Below are 22,667 nucleotides of genomic sequence, written 5' to 3'. Positions count from 1 at the left end.
GCCTAGACCTTGCTATAACCCCCGTTCACAACATTCTTTTAGGCGGGCTGCAACCTATGGTTACTTTTAGAGTCAAAGAACGTTGACCACAAAAGATGAGATTTAGACAGAGTCTGAAGTTTTTGATTCTGGGAATAGTATGTTTCCAGGGTTCCCTGCTGTTCGGGCAGGATACCTTTTGGGACAATTTCAATACCGCATCCTACTCCAATAATAATGGAACCCTCAGCTTTTCGGCGGATTGGGTTGATAACGAGGATGGGGACTTCAATAATGGAAGGATACAGATCAATTCCAACCAGCTTCGTTTTGAGAACATGGATGGTGCTGAGATCAGCCGTACCCTGGATATGACCGGAGGAACCGGGGTCACCCTCACAATGAGCTATAACCGAACCAGTGGGAATGAGCGTATTGCCGTGCAGTTGTGGAACGGCACTGGATGGAATGAAGTGGCTGTATTGAATGGAACAGGCACTGTGAACTATAGTCTGGCAGCGAATGAGATCTCAGCGAACTCTGAGATCCGATTCGTTACAGATAGCGGGGGATGGAGCAATGGGGAGATCATTTTTGTGGACAATGTGATCTTCAGCGGAAACTTTCCTCCAAATATCACCATAGACAACGTGACCGTCAATGAGGACGACGGTACGGCCACCTTTACAGTGATTTTGACCAAGGCAGTCTCAGGCGGTCTAACTGTAGACTATGCAACCAGCGACGGTACAGCCCTGGCAGGAAGCGATTATACAGCCACTAGCGGTACCCTCGTTTTTGCAGGTACAGCGGGGGAAACTCAGAATATAGTGGTCCCGCTGATTGACGATGCAGTGCCGGAGTTTATCGATGAGACCTTTAATGTGGTCCTGAGCAATGTGAGTGATCCCTCTGTGATCGTAGCTTCAAATACAGGAATAGGAACGATCATTGATGATGAATACGCCTTTAATGCTCCCCTGGTCCTCACCCATGAGTTCGACGGGTATATGGATTATACCTCCACCGCGGGAACGCTCAGGACGGAACCCAATACGGGGAATACCTGTGCGATCACCACCAGTTCCAGCAATACCCTTAGCAGCCCTATCCCAGCTACGGCCACCATTGAACAGGCTATCCTGTACTGGGCGCATTCCGGAGCTACTCCCGATACGCAGGTCACCTTCGACGGGACTACGGTAAATGCAGAGTTCTTGTATGGAACTACCCTGACCAACCGGTCCTTTTTCGGAGGAAGGGCCGATGTTACGGCCATTGTGACGGCCGTTCCCAACCCATCTACCTATCTTTGGACGTTTTCAGGGCTTACCATCGACAATACCAACCCCTATTGTAACACCGCTACTACTCTTGGAGGGTGGTCCCTGATGATATTTTACACAGATAACAGCCTGCCTGCTTCCACCATCAACGTGTATGAGGGTTTTAGCGGGGAAAGTAATTCTTCTTCTTCTTATACCCTCAGCGGGTTTTTTGCCATCGGCGCCACCGGATCCAAGACCACGGTGCAGTCCTGGGAGGGTGACCAGACCCTGAGCAACAATGAAAGCTTAACGGTGACCACAGGGTTAGGTACTTTTAACCTGGTGGGGGACGGAGATAACACGGGCTTACCCACAATCAACCCATTCAACTCAACACATTACGACAATACATCTGCTCCGGTGGTTAACAATACTAATTCCCACGGGGTAGACCTGGATACCTATAATATTTCCCCATTCATATCTCCAGGGGAGACCTCTGTGACGACGAATGTGGGGTCCGGCCAGGATTTCGTGATCCTTAATACGGTGACCCTGAAAGTGCCTTCAAACCTGACCACAGGGATTGTCTTTGAGGATGTCAACTATGGAGGTGGTCCTGGTCGCAACAGGGCCACGGCAGGAGGAGTACCTATTCCGAATGCCACGGTGGAACTTTATAATGGAGGCGGAAGCCTGGTGACCACAACCACGACCAATGCCGCGGGCCGCTATGTATTTGCCGGGATGGCCAATGGGGCTTATACCGTCCGGGTAGTGAATAACAGCGTTCGATCAACCCGCCCCGGGGGCAGTACCTGTACCACCTGCATCCCTGTACAAACCTTTAAGACCGACTATTTGGCTAGCATTGTAGTCGAAGATACCAATAGTGTAGGAGGGGAGGACCCCTCTGGAGAGGACCCTGGTCCTGGTACATTGAATAATGCGCAGTCCATTTCCAGTTTCACCATTCTCAATGAGGGGATCGCCGGGATGGATTTTGGATTTAATTTCAATACCATCGTCAACACCAACGAAGAAGGACAGGGCTCCCTGGAACAATTTATTGTGAATTCCAATGCCCTGGGTGAAACCGGGCTGGATATAGAGGCCAATGCCCTTTTTGATCCTGGTGCGGGGGATGATACCTCCGTATTTATGATCCCGCCAGCGGGAGATGCCCTGGGAAGGCCCGCGGATGGCAATTACAATGGGAATTATTTTGAAATAGATATACCAAATCCGGTTACTTTGACATCCATCACAGGTGACAACACACATATAGATGGGAGGACACAAACCGCCTATTCCGGCAATACCAATACAGGCACAGTGGGTGCCGGAGGTAGCCCTGTTGGGATATCTGCCACCAATTTGCCCTCCTTTGATCTACCCGAGATCCAGTTATACAAGGGATCCGGCAATGTCCTTACCACTCAGGGAACGGCTGCTGTAATAAGAAATATGGCGATCTATGCCAACAATAACACCGCACTCATTATCAATGGAGGTGATGTTACCGTATCTAATATGTTATTAGGGGTAGATGCCACCGGAGCCAATGGGGGTAATATTGACTATGGGATTTCCATGAATAATGGGGCTTCCATAATTGACGGTAATTATATCGCCACCAATCAGGAGGCCGGCATAGGGATTGCAGGCGGAACATCCACTCTGGTGCAAAACAATCATATCACTTCAAACGGGAATGGACCATGTGCCGATAATATAAACATCACAGGGGGTTCCGGAGTGGTGATACAGCAAAACCTCATTGAACTATCGGGTGCCATGGGCATAGAAGGAAGTGGGATCGCCGGAGGGGTGACCATTACTGAAAATACCATTACCACAGCCGGACAGAACGGGGGCAATTGCAGTGGGCAGAACGAAAATGCGGGCATTAGGCTCGAGGGCAACAATTCTTCCATTACCCAAAATATCATCTATCAGAATGGGGGTGCAGGGATCGTTTTAGGTGGCGGAAACACTTCCGGCAACCTGATCTCTCAAAACTCTATTTACGCCAACGGCACCAGTGCGGATGCTTTGGGGATCGACCTCGACCAGGCCGACGGGATGGGGGATGGAGTGACCCTCAATGACAATGGGGACAGCGATACAGGCCCGAATGGAGCTGCGAATTTCCCGCTGATCAGCGCAGCCTACATGGAGGGCTCCAATGTGGTGATCAAAGGATGGTCACGCCCCGGAGCTACCCTCGAATTTTTCCTTACCGATATCAATGAAGGAACTGCCACAGCAGGGGATAACCAGCTAGGGTACTCAAAAGACTACGGAGAAGGACAGATCTACCTGGGAAGTGCCGTGGAAGGTAGCGGGGCAGATTCTGATGCCGGTTCCTCTTCCTATTTGGATACGGACGGGAATACAGATAATACCAATCGCTTTGAAGTGCGCATTCCGGCGCCTCCAGGTTTAAGTGTAGGGAACCTGCTAACAGGTACTGCGACATTAGCCAATACTACCTCAGAATTTTCTCCTTTCTCAGAGATCGTGGTAAGAACCGTGATCACTAACAGGCGGATCACCTACAGGGTCAACCCGAATTAGATCCAATTTCCGCTTTTTGGTACGAAAGTTCAAGTAAGCGGATCAGGATATTTTCAGTCCTGAAAACCGGCACCCGGGAGCAGGGAAAACGGACCCAAAATCGCCTTACAATTCGACCTTCATTTCTGGTCCACCAATTAGACAGATTTTCTGTTTTTTGTTGAAAATTCCTACGAAATCACCCTTCGATAAAGCCCATGATTATTGGGATGATCGACCAACGAAACCTTAAGGATTATAAGGTTTTTTTCGTGCAAAACCTCAAGTATCGGGTTCTAGACCATGCATTTCATCGAGTACACAACAATTATTTTCACAGGGGTAGGTTCAGGTTAAATTTGTTAGTTGATAATAATGTATCGGGTGTAAACCCACAAAGAATCTAGTGAAAATAGAAAGGCACATACTTAAGTTTTTAACCATGGATAAGAAGATCCTATTTCTTCTGTTTCTGGTCTCGGGATTTGCGTTTTCACAGACCACTGTGAATCTGCAGGATCAGTGTAACTGCGAGGTACTCAGCGGTACCGCAGTGAACTCCCCGGGTACCACGACACCAACCGGTGCCGATACGGGAGATATTTACGTGAATACCAATACCGGGGTGATCTACTTCTGGGACGGGAATACCTGGGAGCTCACCTCCTCGGACGACCAGGTCCTGCAGAATTTCAGTTTTAACCCGGCCACCAATATCCTTTCCCTGGATATTGAAGGTGGGAACACGGTAAACGTAGACCTGAGCACTCTCAGCAATGCAGGTACCGATGACCAAGCCCTCAGCCTGGCAGGAAGCATCCTGACCCTGGAAGATGGGGGGTCTGTTGATCTTACGCCTTTCTTAGATAATACAGACGACCAAATCATTACAGCTTTTAGCATTGACGCAAGTAATATTCTGACCCTTACTCTTGAAAATGGCAATACGCGGACTGTGGATCTTTCCGGACTGGTCGGTACCGACGACCAAACTGCAGCGGAAGTTACCTATGACAACACGGCTTCTGGACTGACCGCTACCAACGTTCAGTCGGCCATCGATGAGATCAACGCCCTGGCAGGAACGGTTTCCCTGGTAGACAACGGGGACGGCACCTACGACTTTACGGATGCCGCCGGAAATACGACCACCATTACGGATACCTCGATCTCCACCCTGGTGGACAATGCCGATGGCACCTATACCTATACGGATGAGACAGGAGCCACCCAGGTCATCGATACCCGGGCCTCAAGTAACCCATACGACAATACCGCATCAGGCTTAACCGCTACCAACGTTCAGTCGGCCATCGATGAGATCAATGCTTTGGCAGGAACGGTTTCCCTGGTAGACAACGGGGACGGCACCTACGACTTTACCGATGCGGCCGGAAATACGACAACTATTACGGATACCTCGATCTCTACATTGGTAGACAATGCCGATGGCACCTATACGTACACGGATGAGACCGGAGCCACCCAGGTCATTGATACCCGGGCTTCGAGTAACCCTTATGATAATACCGCATCAGGCTTGACCGCTACCGATGTACAGGCCGCGATCGATGAGATCAACGCCCTGGCAGGAACGGTTTCCCTGGTAGACAACGGGGACGGTACCTACGATTTTACGGATGCCGCAGGTAATACCACTACGATCACCGATACCAGCATCTCCACTTTGGTGGACAATGCCGATGGCACCTATACCTATACGGATGAGACCGGAGCCACCCAGGTTATCGATACCCGTGCCTCAAGTAACCCATATGACAACACGGCTTCCGGACTGACCGCTACCGATGTTCAGGCTGCGATCGATGAGATCAACGCCCTGGCCGGAACGGTTTCCCTGGTAGACAACGGGGACGGCACCTACGACTTTACCGATGCCACCGGAAATACGACAACTATTACGGATACCTCGATCTCTACATTGGTAGACAATGCCGATGGCACCTATACTTATACGGATGAGACAGGAGCCACCCAGGTCATTGATACCCGGGCTTCGAGTAACCCATACGACAATACCGCTTCGGGCTTAACAGCCACCGACGTCCAGGCTGCGATCGATGAGATCAACGCCCTGGCAGGAACAGTTTCCCTGGTAGACAACGGGGACGGTACCTACGATTTTACGGATGCCGCAGGTAACACTACTACGATCACCGATACCAGCATCTCCACTTTGGTGGACAATGCCGATGGCACCTATACTTATACGGATGAGACAGGGGTCACCCAGGTTATCGATACCCGGGCTGCGAGCAACCCATATGACAACACGGCTTCCGGACTGACCGCTACTGATGTTCAGGCTGCGATCGATGAGATCAATGCTTTGGCAGGAACGGTTTCCCTGGTAGATAACGGAGACGGCACCTACGACTTTACCGATGCCGCCGGAAATACGACCACCATTACGGATACCTCGATCTCTACATTGGTAGACAATGCCGATGGCACCTATACCTATACGGATGAGACCGGGGTCACCCAGGTTATCGATACCCGGGCTTCGAGCAACCCTTATGATAATACCGCTTCGGGCTTAACGGCCACGGACGTTCAGTCGGCCATCGATGAGATCAACGCCCTGGCCGGGACTGTTTCTCTGGTAGACAACGGAGACGGCACCTACGATTTTACGGATGCCGCAGGTAACACTACTACTATTAGCGATACCAGCATCTCCACCCTGGTGGACAATGCCGATGGCACCTATACCTATACGGATGAGACCGGAGCCAGCCAGGTTATCGATACCCGGGCTTCGAGCAACCCTTATGATAATACCGCATCAGGCTTGACCGCTACCGACGTTCAGTCGGCCATCGATGAGATCAACGCCCTGGCAGGAACGGTTTCCCTGGTAGACAACGGGGACGGCACCTACGATTTTACGGATGCCGCAGGTAACACTACTACGATCACCGATACCAGCATCTCCACTTTGGTGGACAATGCCGATGGCACCTATACCTATACGGATGAGACAGGGGTCACCCAGGTCATTGATACCCGGGCTTCGAGCAACCCTTATGATAATACCGCATCAGGCTTGACCGCTACCGATGTTCAGTCGGCCATCGATGAGATCAATGCTTTAGCCGGGACTGTTTCCCTGGTAGACAACGGGGACGGCACCTACGACTTCACCGATGCGGCCGGAAATACGACCACCATTACGGATACCTCGATCTCCACGTTGGTGGACAACGGGGACGGAAGTTTTACCTATACGGATGAAACCGGTGCGACTACCATCTTTGCGGAAACACTGACCACGCTGGTTGACAATGCCGATGGTACGTTTACCTATACCAATGAAGACGGTACTGCTCAGATCATCAGCAAGTCAGATATTATTGACAATTTTGATGGAACCTACGTCTTTAACAACAATGATGGAAGTCCGGTCACCATTGACACAAGGGCGATTTCAAATCCTTACGACAATACCGCTTCGGGTTTAACGGCCACGGACGTTCAGTCGGCCATCGATGAGATCAATGCTTTGGCAGGAACCGTATCCCTTGTAGACAACGGAGACGGCACTTATGATTTTACGGATGCCGCCGGAAATACCACTACGATCACCGATACCAGTATCTCCACTTTGGTAGACAATGCCGATGGCACCTATACCTATACGGATGAGACAGGAGCCACCCAGGTCATTGATACCCGGGCTTCGAGCAACCCCTACGACAATACCGCTTCGGGCTTAACGGCCACGGACGTTCAGGCTGCGATCGATGAGATCAACGCCCTGGCAGGAACGGTTTCCCTGGTAGACAACGGGGACGGCACCTACGACTTTACAGATGCCGCAGGTAACACTACTACTATCACCGATACCAGCATCTCCACTTTGGTGGACAATGCCGACGGTACTTATACCTATACGGATGAGACCGGGGCCACCCAGGTTATCGATACCCGGGCTTCGAGCAACCCTTATGATAATACCGCATCAGGCTTGACCGCTACCGACGTTCAGTCGGCCATCGATGAGATCAATGCTTTGGCAGGAACGGTTTCTTTGGTGGACAACGGAGACGGCACCTACGACTTTACGGATGCCGCCGGAAATACGACCACCATTACGGATACCTCGATCTCTACATTGGTAGACAATGCCGACGGTACTTATACCTATACGGATGAGACAGGAGCCACCCAGGTCATTGATACCCGGGCTTCGAGTAACCCCTACGACAATACCGCTTCGGGCTTAACAGCCACCGACGTTCAGGCTGCGATCGATGAGATCAACGCCCTGGCCGGGACTGTTTCTCTGGTAGACAATGGAGATGGTACGTACGATTTTACTGATGCTGCCGGAAATACCACTACGATCACCGATACTAGCATCTCCACTTTGGTGGACAACGCCGATGGCACCTATACCTATACGGATGAAACGGGAGCCACCCAGGTCATTGATACCCGGGCTTCGAGCAACCCTTATGATAATACCGCATCAGGCTTGACCGCTACCGATGTTCAGTCGGCCATCGATGAGATCAACGCCCTAGCAGGAACGGTTTCCCTGGTAGACAACGGGGACGGCACCTACGATTTTACGGATGCCGCAGGTAATACCACTACGATCACCGATACTAGCATCTCTACGTTAGTGGACAATGCCGATGGCACCTATACCTATACGGATGAAACGGGAGCTACCCAAACTATTGATACCAGAGCCAGTTCAAATCCCTATGACAACACGGTTTCTGGCTTGACTGCTACCGATGTCCAGGCTGCTATCGATGAGATCAACGCCCTGGCCGGAACGGTGGCACTTGTAGACAATGGGGATGGTACCTACACCTTCACCGACGCTGCAGGAAATATTACGACGATCAGTGATGCGAGTATATCCACCCTGGTCAATAATGGGGATGCGACTTTTACGTATACCGATGAAACAGGAACTTCGGTTACTATCGATCTAATCAGCGCCGATGCCAATAATGACATTATTGTAGGCTCGGATGGTGGATTATACCTGAATGTAGCTTCTGTGGCTGTTGGTGAAACGATCACGAATATAGCCGATAATGGGGACGGTACCTTTACCTATACCAACGAAAATGGAATTCCACAGACCATTAATAAAGCTGATGTTACTGATAATGGGGATGGAACCTATACATTCGACAATAATGATGGATCTCCCGTAACCATAAGCACCATCGCTTCCAGCAATCCGTATGACAACACCGCTTCCGGACTGACCGCTACAGACGTACAGGCCGCGATCGATGAAGTTTCCGCTGGAAGCACAGATGACCAGAACCTGACTTTGGCTGCTAACACCCTCTCCATAGAAGATGGGAACAGTGTGGACCTGAGCCCGTATCTGGACAACACGGACGATCAGAACATTTCCGGCTCTAGCCTGGTAGGGACTAACCTTACTATCGGTATCGAAAACGGGGCTTCTGAGATTGTGGACCTGTCCTCTCTGGTGGGTACCGATGATCAGAATATTTCCGGGTCCAGCCTCGTAGGGACAAATCTGACTATAGGAATAGAGAATGGTGCCTCAGAAATTGTAGACCTGTCTTCCTTGGTGGGAACAGACGACCAGAACCTCACCCTGGCTGCGAATACTCTCTCCATAGAGGATGGGAACAGCGTAGACCTGAGTCCGTATCTCGATAATACAGACGATCAAAACCTGACGGGAGCCACTTTAAGCGGAGCCAACATCCTGCAGATCGATATTGAGAATGGAACCTCCACTACGGTAGACCTTTCTTCCCTGGTAGGCACGGACGATCAGACCGCTGCCGAGGTAACCTATGATAACACAGCCTCAGGCCTTACCGCCGCCGACGTTCAGGCTGCGATCGATGAGGTGGCTGCAGGAAGTACGGACGACCAGAATATATCCGGCTCTGGCCTTGTGGGTACCAACCTGACTATCGGGATAGAGAATGGTGCCTCAGAAATTGTAGACCTTTCCTCTTTAGTAGGTACGGACGATCAGACTGCTGCTGAGGTGACCTATGACAATACAGCTTCTGGCCTTACCGCTGCCGATGTACAGGCTGCGATCGATGAAGTAGCCGCAGGAAGCACAGATGACCAGAACCTGACCCTGGCTGCCAATACCCTCTCCATAGAGGATGGGAACAATGTGGACCTGAGCCCGTATCTGGATAACACAGACGATCAGAACATCTCCGGTTCCGGCCTGGTAGGTACCAACCTGACCATTGGCATCGAGAACGGTGCTTCGGAAGTGGTAGATCTTTCTTCCCTCGTGGGAACAGACGACCAGAACATCTCCGGCTCTGGCCTGGTGGGTACCAACCTGACCATCGGCATCGAGAATGGTGCTTCTGAGGTCGTAGATCTGTCTTCTCTGGTAGGAACCGATGATCAAAATCTTTCAACAGATAATACTCCCGGTAATATTTCCATAGAAGACGGGAATACGCTCACGCTTAATGTGGACGATGCGGATGCAGACCCGACCAACGAATACAATACAGGTGTAGGCATGAACGCCGGAGCACTGGAGGTAACGGATGCCGGGGGAACCCTGTCTGCGAGCCTGATAAGCACAGATGCCAATAACGATATCAGTGCAGGATCAGACGGCGCGCTATATTTGAATGTAGCTTCAGTAACTATATCGGAGACCATCACGAACATTGCTGACAATGGAGATGGTACTTTTACCTATACGAATGAAAATGGGGTACCACAGACCATTAGTAAATCGGATGTCACAGATAATGGCAATGGAACCTATACTTTTAACAACAATGACGGAACACCTGTTACAATCAATACAACAGCAGCTTCCAACCCCTATGACAATACGGTATCAGGCCTTACCGCTACTGATGTACAGGCTGCGATCGATGAAGTAGCTTCAGGAAGCACAGACGACCAGAACCTGACAGGAGCTACCTTAAGCGGAGCCAACATCCTGCAGATCGACATAGAGAATGGAACCTCCACTACAGTAGACCTTTCTTCCTTGGTAGGCACGGACGATCAGACCGCTGCTGAGGTGACCTATGACAATACAGCTTCTGGCCTTACCGCTGCCGATGTACAGGCTGCGATCGATGAGGTGGCTGCAGGAAGCACAGACGATCAGAATATCTCCGGTTCCGGCCTGGTAGGCACCAACCTGACCATCGGCATCGAGAATGGTGCTTCAGAGGTAGTCGACCTGTCCTCTTTGGTAGGTACAGACGATCAGAACCTGACCCTGGCTGCCAACACCCTTTCTATAGAGGATGGGAACAGTGTAGACCTTAGCCCTTATCTGGATAATACCGATGATCAGAACCTGACAGGAGCCACCCTAAGCGGAGCCAACATCCTGCAGATCGACATAGAGAATGGAACCTCCACTACAGTAGACCTGTCTTCCTTGGTGGGAACAGACGACCAGACCGCCGCCGAGGTAACCTATGACAACACGGCTTCAGGGTTGACCGCTGCCGACGTACAGGCTGCGATCGATGAGGTGGCTGCAGGAAGCACAGACGACCAGAACATCTCCGGCTCTGGCCTGGTGGGTACCAACCTGACCATCGGCATCGAGAATGGTGCTTCTGAGGTCGTAGATCTGTCTTCTCTGGTAGGAACCGATGATCAAAATATTGCGAACCTGGCAATCGATACCGGAACGAATATCCTTACTGTGGGAATTGAGGACGGTACGAGTCAAACGGTCGACCTCTCTCACCTGGATGATCCGGGTACAGACGACCAGACTGCTGCCGAGGTTACCTATGACAATACAGCTTCAGGCCTTACCGCTGCCGACGTACAGGCTGCGATCGATGAGGTGGCTGCAGGAAGCACAGACGATCAGAACATCTCCGGTTCCGGCCTGGTGGGTACCAACCTGACCATTGGCATCGAGAATGGTGCTTCAGAGGTAGTCGACCTGTCCTCACTTGTGGGTACAGACGATCAGAACCTTACCCTGGCTGCCAACACCCTCTCTATTGAGGATGGAAATAGTGTAGACCTGAGCCCGTATCTTGACAACACCGATGATCAAAACCTGACAGGAGCTTCCTTAAGCGGGGCTAACATCCTGCAGATCGACATAGAGAATGGAACCTCCACTACGGTAGACCTTTCTTCCTTGGTAGGCACGGACGATCAGACCGCTGCTGAAGTTACCTATGACAATACAGCTTCGGGCCTCACCGCCGCCGACGTTCAGGCTGCAATCGATGAGGTAGCAGCAGGAAGCACAGACGATCAGAACATCTCCGGCTCTGGCCTTGTGGGTACCAACCTGACCATCGGCATCGAGAATGGTGCCTCAGAGGTAGTGGACCTGTCCTCTTTGGTAGGTACAGACGATCAGAACCTTACCCTGGCTGCCAACACCCTCTCCATAGAGGATGGCAACAGCGTGGACCTTAGTCCCTATCTGGATAACACAGACGATCAGAACATCTCCGGTTCCGGCCTTGTGGGAACCAACCTGACCATCGGCATTGAGAACGGTGCTTCAGAGGTAGTCGACCTGTCTTCTTTGGTAGGTACAGACGATCAGAACCTTACCCTGGCTGCCAACACCCTCTCCATAGAGGATGGGAACAGCGTAGACCTGAGCCCGTATCTGGATAACACAGACGATCAGAACCTGACAGGAGCCTCCTTAAGCGGGGCCAACATCCTGCAGATCGATATTGAGAATGGAACCTCTACTACAGTAGACCTGTCTTCCTTGGTAGGCACGGACGACCAGACCGCTGCCGAGGTGACTTACGACAATACGGCTTCAGGCCTGACTGCCGCAGACGTACAGGCTGCCATCGATGAGGTGGCTGCAGGAAGCACAGATGACCAGAATATTTCCGGTTCCGGCCTGGTAGGTACCAACCTGACCATCGGCATTGAGAATGGTGCTTCGGAAGTGGTCGACCTGTCCTCTTTGGTAGGTACAGACGATCAGAACCTTACCCTGGCTGCCAACACCCTCTCCATAGAGGATGGCAACAGCGTGGACCTGAGCCCGTATCTGGATAACACAGACGATCAGAACATCTCCGGTTCCGGCCTGGTGGGTACCAACCTTACCATTGGCATCGAGAATGGTGCTTCGGAAGTGGTAGACCTTTCTTCCCTCGTGGGAACAGACGATCAGAACATCTCCGGTTCCGGCCTGGTAGGTACCAACCTGACCATCGGCATCGAGAACGGTGCTTCGGAAGTGGTAGATCTTTCTTCCCTCGTGGGAACAGACGACCAGAACCTGACCCTGGCTGCCAACACCCTCTCCATAGAGGATGGGAACAGCGTAGACCTGAGCCCTTATCTTGATAACACAGACGATCAGAACCTGACAGGAGCTACCTTAAGTGGGGCCAACATCCTGCAGATCGATATTGAGAATGGAACCTCTACTACAGTAGACCTGTCTTCTTTGGTAGGAACAGACGATCAAACCGCTGCCGAGGTTACCTATGACAATACAGCTTCGGGCCTCACCGCCGCCGACGTACAGGCTGCGATCGATGAGGTGGCTGCAGGAAGCACAGATGACCAGAACCTTACCCTGGCTGCAAACACCCTCTCCATAGAGGATGGCAACAGTGTGGACCTGAGCCCCTATCTGGATAACACAGACGATCAGAACATCTCCGGTTCCGGCCTGGTGGGTACCAACCTGACTATCGGCATCGAGAACGGTGCTTCGGAAGTGGTAGACCTTTCTTCCCTCGTGGGAACAGACGACCAGAACATCTCCGGCTCCGGCCTGGTGGGTACCAACCTGACCATTGGCATCGAGAATGGTGCCTCAGAGGTAGTCGACCTGTCCTCTTTGGTAGGTACGGACGACCAGAACCTGACAGGAGCCTCCTTAAGCGGGGCCAACATCCTGCAGATCGACATAGAGAATGGAACCTCCACTACGGTAGACCTGTCTTCTTTGGTAGGCACGGACGACCAGACCGCTGCCGAGGTTACCTATGACAACACGGCTTCAGGGTTGACCGCTGCCGACGTACAGGCTGCGATCGATGAGGTGGCTGCAGGAAGCACAGACGACCAGAACATCTCCGGCTCTGGCCTGGTGGGTACCAACCTGACCATCGGCATTGAGAATGGTGCTTCGGAAGTGGTAGACCTTTCTTCCCTCGTGGGAACAGACGACCAGAACATCTCTGGTTCCGGCCTGGTAGGGACCAACCTGACCATCGGCATCGAGAACGGTGCCTCAGAGGTAGTCGACCTGTCCTCTTTGGTAGGTACAGACGATCAGAACCTTACCCTGGCTGCCAACACCCTCTCCATAGAGGATGGGAACAGCGTAGACCTGAGCCCGTATCTGGATAACACAGACGATCAGAACCTGACAGGAGCCTCCTTAAACGGGGCTAACATCCTGCAGATCGACATAGAGAATGGAACCTCTACTACGGTAGACCTTTCTTCCTTGGTAGGCACGGACGACCAGACCGCTGCCGAGGTGACTTACGACAATACAGCTTCAGGCCTTACAGCCGCCGACGTTCAGGCTGCAATCGATGAGGTGGCTGCAGGAAGCACAGACGATCAGAATATCTCCGGTTCCGGCCTGGTGGGTACCAACCTGACCATCGGCATTGAGAACGGTGCTTCGGAGGTAGTCGACCTGTCCTCACTTGTGGGTACCGACGATCAGAACCTTACCCTGGCTGCCAACACCCTCTCCATAGAGGATGGGAACAGCGTGGACCTGAGCCCGTATCTTGACAACACCGATGATCAGAACCTTACAGGAGCTTCCTTAAGCGGAGCCAACATCCTGCAGATCGACATAGAGAACGGAACCTCCACTACAGTAGACCTGTCTTCCTTGGTGGGAACAGACGACCAGACCGCTGCTGAGGTGACCTATGACAATACAGCTTCAGGCCTTACCGCCGCCGACGTTCAGGCTGCAATCGATGAGGTAGCAGCAGGAAGCACAGACGATCAGAACATCTCCGGCTCTGGCCTTGTGGGTACCAACCTGACCATCGGCATCGAGAATGGTGCCTCAGAGGTAGTCGACCTGTCTTCTTTGGTAGGCACAGACGACCAGAACCTGACCCTGGCTGCCAACACCCTCTCCATAGAGGATGGCAACAGCGTAGACCTGAGCCCTTATCTGGATAACACAGACGATCAGAACATCTCCGGCTCTGGCCTTGTGGGTACCAACCTGACCATCGGCATCGAGAATGGTGCTTCGGAGGTAGTGGACCTGTCCTCTTTGGTAGGTACAGACGACCAGAACCTAACCCTGGCTGCCAACACCCTCTCCATAGAGGATGGGAACAGCGTAGACCTGAGTCCATATCTTGACAACACCGATGATCAGAACCTTACAGGAGCCTCCTTAAGCGGGGCCAACATCCTGCAGATCGACATAGAGAATGGAACCTCCACTACAGTAGACCTGTCTTCCTTGGTGGGCACGGACGACCAGACCGCTGCCGAGGTTACTTACGACAATACGGCTTCAGGCCTTACCGCCGCCGACGTTCAGGCTGCAATCGATGAGGTAGCTGCAGGAAGCACAGATGACCAGAATATTTCCGGTTCCGGCCTGGTAGGTACCAACCTGACCATCGGCATTGAGAATGGTGCTTCTGAGGTCGTAGATCTGTCTTCTCTGGTAGGAACCGATGATCAAAACATTGCGAATCTGGCAATCGATACAGGAACCAATATCCTTACTGTGGGTATTGAGGACGGCACGAGTCAGACCGTAGACCTCTCCCACCTGGATGATCCGGGTACAGACGACCAGACTGCTGCTGAGGTTACCTATGACAATACAGCTTCAGGCCTTACCGCTGCCGACGTACAGGCTGCGATCGATGAGGTAGCTGCAGGAAGCACGGACGATCAGTATGACGATGAAGTGCCTTTAAGGACGCCCATCGATGTGGATGAAGGAGGGGAGGCCTCCCCGACAGCGGAAACCACTGTACAGGAGGTTATCAATGCCATTGCCCCGATCACCTCTAAGGCAGCGAGGATCTTCTATCCCCCGTCCATAGCGATAGACGCGTCTGCGAATGGAGTAGGATTTACGGAAGACTTGTATGCACAGTACATCGCCCAGTTTGGAACACCGGCAGTGGCAAGTACGGGTGCACCGGCAGCACTGCCCACTTATGCAGCTTCGGAGCTCTATTACTACGTGACCTATGCAGACCCCACGGTGTTTGCCAACATGAGTATAGATGCCAATGGCGTACTTACCTATGATATCATTGGGCAACCCACAGACTACAACTCCCTCATTAATGTGGTATTCGTTGTAAAATAAAGATAAACCGACCCTAAAAGGCTTGAAAACAGCTCGCATATATAAGCTTTTGGTCCTCAGCATTGTTTTTTCATTGCTGGGGATTCTCGCATCTAATGCGCAGTTTCTGTTGCAGGCCCCTAATAGTGGTGATGAGTCCAATTACAGGTGGTATGAGGCCTCTGCCCCGTCCACCGTACTCTCCACCAACTTCTTTTACGAGACCTCTACCCCCGGAGTGTATTACGCAACCTATGACGGTACCCTTTGCGGGTCCAATGCCACTGGGTACTTTATCCTTACAGATTGTGAGAATCCCGATAACCAGGTGACCCTTGATATTTCGGCCAATGTTTCAGGCAGTGCAACGGTGAGCTGGACACCAGCCGTAAGCGGGGATCAGTTGAGACCCGTCGTTACGGCAACCACTACGGTGACCAGGTATACCGCTACGCTGACCAAGGTGGGTAATTCCATGGAGTTACCCTCTTTCACGGTGGTTTGCCTGCAACAGGCCGCTACTCTGGTGGATGATTTCATCACTCTTGTCGAAGACACGTCGACCCTTATCCCGATCTATGCGAATGACAGTGGTATTCCCGGGACAGGGACTTTGACGACCACAGATCCTTCCAATGGTACGGTGGTCATTGATGACAACGGAACGCCTAACGACCCTTCAGACGATATCGTACAGTACACCCCATTCATCGATTACAACGGTCCGGACTCCTTTACCTATACCGTCTGCAACACCCTCGGGGATTGTAGTACGGCAACAGTGAACATTGATGTCACACCCTATCTCGATTTAGTGGATGATGCAGTGGCAACCATCCTCGATACCCCGGTGGATATTTTATTCTGGTCAAATAACGATAATGACCTGCCCGTGAACGGAACCATGACCACGACCAACCCATCGAACGGAACACTCATCCTGGATGACAACGGAACACCCAATGACCCAACTGACGATGTGATCACCTATGTTCCGAATCCGGGATTCCTGGGGGCAGATGATTTTGTCTATACCATTTGTGATCTGTTAGGGAACTGTGGTTCTGCGACTATTTACATTTATGTGAATGAACCCGATGTGGACCTGGATGCCGATAATGATGGGATCGTGGACGCTTTTGAGGACCTGAACCTGGATGGGGACAACGACCCTTTCACCAATCCGACGGATACAGATGGGGATGGTATTCCGGATTATCTGGATATCGACAGTGATGATGACGGTATCCCGGATAACGTGGAGGCCCAGTCCACCAGCGGATATATCCCACCATCCGGGCAGGATGTCAACGACAATGGTCTGGATGACGCCTATGAGAACGGGGGTAGCCTGGGTCTGCTTCCGGTGGATACGGACGGGGATGGTATACCGGACTATGTGGATGAGGACAGTGATGATGACGGGGTACCGGATAATATTGAAGGGCACGACCATGACCATGACGGTATTCCCGATGTGACCTATATCGGTTCAGACAAGGATAACGATGGTCTGGATGACGGGTATGAAGGCAGTTCAACCATAGATGTGGACGTCAATGATGAGATCGACAACCCATACAGGGATCTGCCAAATAATGACGGAGATGAAGAATCGGATTACAGGGATACGGATGATGACAACGACCGTATACCCACCGTAGACGAGGATTATAACGGAGATGGAAACTGGGCCAACGACGACGAAAACAACAACGGTACACCGGACTATCTGGAACCCAATGCCATCGTGGCCGACATTGAGGTCTTTAACGTGGTAACTCCCAATGGGGACGGGATTCACGATGTTCTGGCCATACGCGGACTTGAGGATTATCCCAATAACACCATCAAGATCTATAACCGATGGGGGGTTCAGGTCTTCATGACCAAGGCTTATAATACCCAGGGGAACGTCTTCGATGGAACCTCCCAGGGCCGTGCGACAATAGACCAGGACAACAAACTCCCTGTAGGAACCTATTTCTACATCCTCGATTTTGAGGACAATACCGGTGCAATGAAGTCCCTGACCGGCTACATTTACCTTAACCGATAACCCATGAGACCAAAACCAGCCAATACCATCATAACCAATATAGTGCGAAGTAGCCTCCCGCTGATTTTGCTGTGTTTCTCACTGCAGATAAGTGCGCAACAAGACGCTCAATACACCCAGTACATGTATAATACGGTAAGTGTGAACCCCGGGTACGCCGGCTCCAGGGGACACCTGAGCATTGCTGCTCTTTACAGGGCCCAGTGGGTGGGCCTGGAAGGGGCGCCGAAGACCCAGACCTTTAATTTCCACACCCCGGTGGGGTATAGGGGGGTAGGAATGGGCCTTTCTATAGTAAATGACCAGATCGGGCCGACGTCGGAAACGTATTTCGATGTGGATTTCTCTTATACCATCCAGCTGGCTGCGGAAAAGAGGTTGAGTTTTGGATTGAAGGGAAGTGTGCATATGCTGGACATACGTTTCTCAGAACTCAACCAGGACTGGACCAATCCGGGAGGTCCCGATCCCACCCTCCAGCAGGATATCCAGAACAAACTATCCCCCAACATAGGAGCTGGGATCTATTACCACACCGATAAATACTATCTGGGCCTATCGGTACCCCGTTTTCTTCAGACCTCTCATTTTGAGGAGTCATCCCTGTCTACGGCTACTGAACAGATGAATTTCTATCTCATTACGGGATATGTATTCCAGATGAATCCTCTTTGGAAGTTTAAACCCACCCTTTTGTCAAAAGTGGTACAGGGAGCGCCTTTACAGGTGGATGTCTCGGCAAATTTCATGTATAATGACAAGTTTATCATGGGAGCCGCCTACCGCTGGGATGCAGCCGTGAGTGCCATGGCAGGGTTCCAGCTGTCGCCCGAATTCCTGATCGGCATGGCCTATGACCGGGAGATCACGGAGCTGGGTACCGCGCGCTTTAATGACGGGTCCTTCGAGATCATTCTTCGATACGATTTTATCAAGGTGAAGGACAACCTGAAATCTCCTCGTTTCTTTTGATCGGCTGATCTCACCGACCTTATTCACTTAAGTTTTAAGATACACTTAACCCATATACATGGGGAAAGGTATTATTTTTACCGGGTGGAAGAAGAAAAAGTAATCCTTGTAAACGAGAAGGATGAGGAAATCGGGACGATGCCCAAAATGGAGGCTCATGAAAAGGCCGCTCTGCACAGGGCATTTTCTGTGTTTGTAATGAATTCGAAAGGGGAGACCATGCTACAGCAAAGGGCTGCCCATAAATATCATTCCCCCCTTCTCTGGACCAATACCTGCTGCAGCCACCAGCGTCTGGGCGAATCGAATATTCAGGCTGGGAAAAGGCGACTCCGGGAAGAGATGGGATTTCAGACCGAACTGCGTGAACTGTTCAGTTTTATCTATAAAGCCCCGTTTGACAACGGTCTCACAGAACACGAACTAGACCACGTGATGCTGGGCTACTACGAAGGCGAGCCCCAGATCAATGAGGATGAGGTGGCTTCCTGGAAATGGATGACACCCGAAGATATCAAGAAAGACATAGAGCGTTCTCCTGATGCGTACACGGCCTGGTTCCGGATTATTTTTGAGAAGTTCTACCACCACCTCATTGAAAATATGAAATCCAGATGAAAGTAAAAGTAAGCCGAAGGGCCCACTTCAATGCCGCCCACAGATTGTACAGACCCGACTGGAAGGATGAGAAGAACGAGGCAGTTTTTGGTAAATGCAATAACCCCAATTTTCACGGTCACAATTACGAGCTTATCGTAAGTGTCACAGGCGAGATCGATCCTGAGACCGGATTCGTGATCGACGTCAAGATCCTAAAGGACCTGATCAAATCCGAGGTGGAAGATGCCTTTGATCACAAGAACCTCAACCTGGAAGTCCCTGAGTTCAGAAAACTTAACCCTACCGCAGAAAACATTGCCGTGGTGATCTGGAACAAACTCAGACCGCATATCAAAAAGACAGACGACCTGGAAGTGGTGCTCTATGAAACGCCGCGTAATTTTGTAACCTATACCGGATAATGGGATTAAAGGTAGGTGACAGGATCCCGGATTTCTCCCTGGCCGATCAGCACGGTAACACATTCAGCACCGCTGATTATATCGGCAAAAAACCGATGGTGATCTTTTTCTATCCCAAGGACAATACCCCCGGTTGTACCAAAGAGGCCTGTTCATTCAGAGACAGTTATGCGGAATTCGCCGACAGAGGAGCGGAGGTCATCGGCATCAGTGCCGATTCTGAATCCTCACATCGTAAATTCGCATCCATGTATAACTTGCCTTTCGTGCTCTTATCTGATCCCGGGAACAAGGTTCGTAAGCTTTTTAAGGTCGAAAAGGCTTTGTTCAACCTCCTTCCCGGAAGGGAGACCTATGTGGTCGACAAAAAGGGTCTGGTGGTCATGACCTTCAACAATATGGGTGCTTCCGGGCATATGACCAGGGCGCTGAAAGCGATAAAATCGATCACATGAATGGGTTGTATCCACTTAAATTCCACCCTATCCTAAAGGAACGCCTGTGGGGCGGGACCAAGCTTGCCGAGAAACTCAATAAGCCTATCACCAGCGATATTACGGGCGAAAGCTGGGAATTATCAGGAGTAAAGGAAGACGTTTCCAGGGTCGCGAACGGGGACCTCAAAGGTACCTCCCTGAATGAACTCATCGATCAATGGGGCGAACGATTGCTCGGCAGGTCGGTGATGGAAAGATTTGGTTCGGAATTCCCGATCCTCATCAAATTCATCGACGCCAAACAAGACCTCTCCATCCAACTGCATCCACACGACGAACTGGCGAGGTCCAGACATAACTCCTTTGGCAAGACAGAGATGTGGTATATCATGGATGCGGATGAGGATGCCAACCTGATCGTGGGTTTTAATCAACCCATGACGCGCGAAAAATACGTGAGAAGCCTGGAAGACAGAACCCTCCTGGACTACATGAATTACGAAAGGGTAAAACCGGGAGATACCTTCTTTATCAACACGGGAAAGATCCATGCCATAGGGGCTGGGGTATTGCTGGCAGAGATCCAGCAAACTTCCGATATCACCTACAGGGTCTATGATTTTGACCGTCGAGACAAGGAGGGCAAACTCAGGGAATTGCATACGGACCTGGCCCTGGATGCTATAGATTTTGAAAAGAAGGACGATTTTGTCGTTACCTATGAGAGGAAGCAGGATGTAGTGAACCCCATGGTGGATTGCCCCTATTTTAAGACCCAATTCCTCAACCTCCAAAAGGACCTCGTCCGGGATACACAGTCCAGGGATTCTTTCACCATTTTCATGTGTGTTCATGGGGAAGCGGTGATCGCAAACGAAAACGGGTCAGCATCACTAAAAAAAGGGGAGACCGTGTTGCTGCCCGCCTCCTCTGCCAGGATCGAAATACGCACATCCGGTTGTGAGCTGCTGGAAGTGACCGTGTAAAAGTATGCGGGCTTATTTCCCAATACCGTGGATATAGGTTACTTTTGTATTAAATTTCATAAGAGATGGCAAATATTCGCGATTTAAAGAAAGACATCAACTACGTCTTGGGCGATATTATAGAGGCAGTATACATCTTCGAGGAGTCGAATAATACCCCCGGCTCCAAGGAAGGCACAGAGATCATCGACAAGGCGATAGCCACTTTTGATGACCTGATCGCCAAGGTGAACCAGAAGAATGTGGAGAACCGGAAGGCTCACCTGAAATCAGTTCGGGAGGAGTTGGAAAAGGAAGCCACCAGCCTGGTAAACCGACTCAACAAAATGGGGTAACCTCCCCGATTATTCTGATCTTCGTTCCTCGAGAAGTTTCTTGAGGGCCTTGCCGTATTTTCCGTCGGCCACCTGAGGATCCAGCGAATTATAGAGCGAATCCAGATATTTGATGTTGGCATCTGCCACTTCTGAAAGCGCAATATAAGGGGCGATATGGGATCCCGTATGGCTCATGGCGTAATTCAGGGCATAGAGATAACTTCTCCTGATGTTCCTTTCATTTGCCTGCTGAAGGGAGTCCACAGAGGCGGGATCCTTGAGAATTTCAGGGTCGCTCGCCGCTCTCAGTTGTTCCAGATTCTCGGTGTTGAACCTGCTCATCATTTCACGGAATTCTTCCAGTTCCTTCTGGGTGGTCGATCCGGTGACGACCGCTTTGGTGTCGAATGCATTCCAGAGGGTCTGAATGTTGATCTTCCCGGGTTCTCCAAAAAAAGTGATACGGTCATTAATCTCGTTCTGGTCTTCTTTCTTTAGGTAGAGATAGAATATCTCAGGACTCTCCACCGAGGTCGTGAACAGGAAATCCCCCTTCCCCCTCATTTCCAGGGAATCCAGGGATACCAATGTGGAATCTTCCACCTTTTGGAGGTATAAAGTCCCCTTTTTCAGGCCTTTGACAGTGCCACTGACCTCCATGGTATCGGCTTTTTCGCCAGAGCAGGCAGATATCAGGATGGCAATTGCCAGAAAGTAGCAAGGGTATTTCATGGGTGTAAAATTTTGCCCAAATATCCGTAAAGTTTATGGAA

At 51.1% G+C, this 22,667-nt stretch carries 10 protein-coding genes; 9 read left to right on the top strand and 1 reads right to left on the bottom strand.

The window, feature by feature from the left end; translation table 11 throughout:
• Positions 1 to 95: 95 nt before the first annotated feature.
• The 9 genes from GWK09_RS01530 (at position 96) to GWK09_RS01490 (ending at position 21,912) form a co-directional block, all read left to right on the top strand.
• Positions 96 to 3,827 (top strand): Calx-beta domain-containing protein, encoded by a 3,732-nt coding sequence (locus tag GWK09_RS01530; protein WP_163691253.1) that lies wholly within the window; start codon positions 96 to 98, stop codon positions 3,825 to 3,827.
• A gap of 421 nt (positions 3,828 to 4,248) precedes the next feature.
• On the top strand, positions 4,249 to 16,122 hold the full coding sequence (locus GWK09_RS01525; RefSeq protein ID WP_163691252.1) for a beta strand repeat-containing protein: 11,874 nt from the start codon (positions 4,249 to 4,251) through the stop codon (positions 16,120 to 16,122).
• Between the two features lie 49 nt (positions 16,123 to 16,171).
• Positions 16,172 to 18,160: a T9SS type B sorting domain-containing protein gene (locus tag GWK09_RS01520; RefSeq protein ID WP_239530536.1), complete on the top strand. Its 1,989-nt coding sequence runs from the start codon at positions 16,172 to 16,174 to the stop codon at positions 18,158 to 18,160.
• Positions 18,161 to 18,163: 3 nt separating this feature from the next.
• Complete coding sequence (locus GWK09_RS01515; RefSeq protein ID WP_163691251.1) at positions 18,164 to 19,132, top strand: PorP/SprF family type IX secretion system membrane protein; 969 nt, start codon at positions 18,164 to 18,166, stop codon at positions 19,130 to 19,132.
• A gap of 84 nt (positions 19,133 to 19,216) precedes the next feature.
• Entirely contained in the window at positions 19,217 to 19,750 is a 534-nt protein-coding gene (idi, locus tag GWK09_RS01510; RefSeq protein ID WP_163691250.1) for an isopentenyl-diphosphate Delta-isomerase, read from the top strand.
• Positions 19,747 to 20,154 carry a 6-pyruvoyl trahydropterin synthase family protein gene (locus GWK09_RS01505; RefSeq protein ID WP_163691249.1) on the top strand — a complete coding sequence of 136 codons (408 nt, stop codon included), beginning with the start codon at positions 19,747 to 19,749 and terminating at the stop codon, positions 20,152 to 20,154. Before idi ends, GWK09_RS01505 begins: the two co-directional genes overlap by 4 nt.
• The gene (locus tag GWK09_RS01500) at positions 20,154 to 20,609 is read left to right on the top strand and encodes a peroxiredoxin (RefSeq protein WP_163691248.1); all 456 of its coding nucleotides are present in this window, start codon (positions 20,154 to 20,156) and stop codon (positions 20,607 to 20,609) included. Before GWK09_RS01505 ends, GWK09_RS01500 begins: the two co-directional genes overlap by 1 nt.
• Positions 20,610 to 20,614: 5 nt before the next feature.
• The gene (locus tag GWK09_RS01495; protein WP_163692473.1) at positions 20,615 to 21,577 is read left to right on the top strand and encodes a type I phosphomannose isomerase catalytic subunit; all 963 of its coding nucleotides are present in this window, start codon (positions 20,615 to 20,617) and stop codon (positions 21,575 to 21,577) included.
• 65 nt (positions 21,578 to 21,642) lie between these two features.
• Entirely contained in the window at positions 21,643 to 21,912 is a 270-nt protein-coding gene (locus GWK09_RS01490) for a hypothetical protein (RefSeq protein WP_163691247.1), read from the top strand.
• 9 nt (positions 21,913 to 21,921) lie between these two features.
• On the opposite strand, the gene GWK09_RS01485 is transcribed toward GWK09_RS01490, so the two are convergent.
• Positions 21,922 to 22,626 (bottom strand): DUF4369 domain-containing protein, encoded by a 705-nt coding sequence (locus tag GWK09_RS01485; RefSeq protein ID WP_163691246.1) that lies wholly within the window; start codon positions 22,624 to 22,626, stop codon positions 21,922 to 21,924.
• Between the last annotated feature and the right edge of the window lie 41 nt (positions 22,627 to 22,667).

Origin of the sequence: Muriicola jejuensis, from assembly GCF_010671595.1 — a bacterium.
Classification (GTDB): domain Bacteria; phylum Bacteroidota; class Bacteroidia; order Flavobacteriales; family Flavobacteriaceae; genus Muriicola; species Muriicola jejuensis.
Note: the sequence above shows the minus strand (reverse complement) of the source record. Positions and strands in the feature narration are given on the sequence as shown.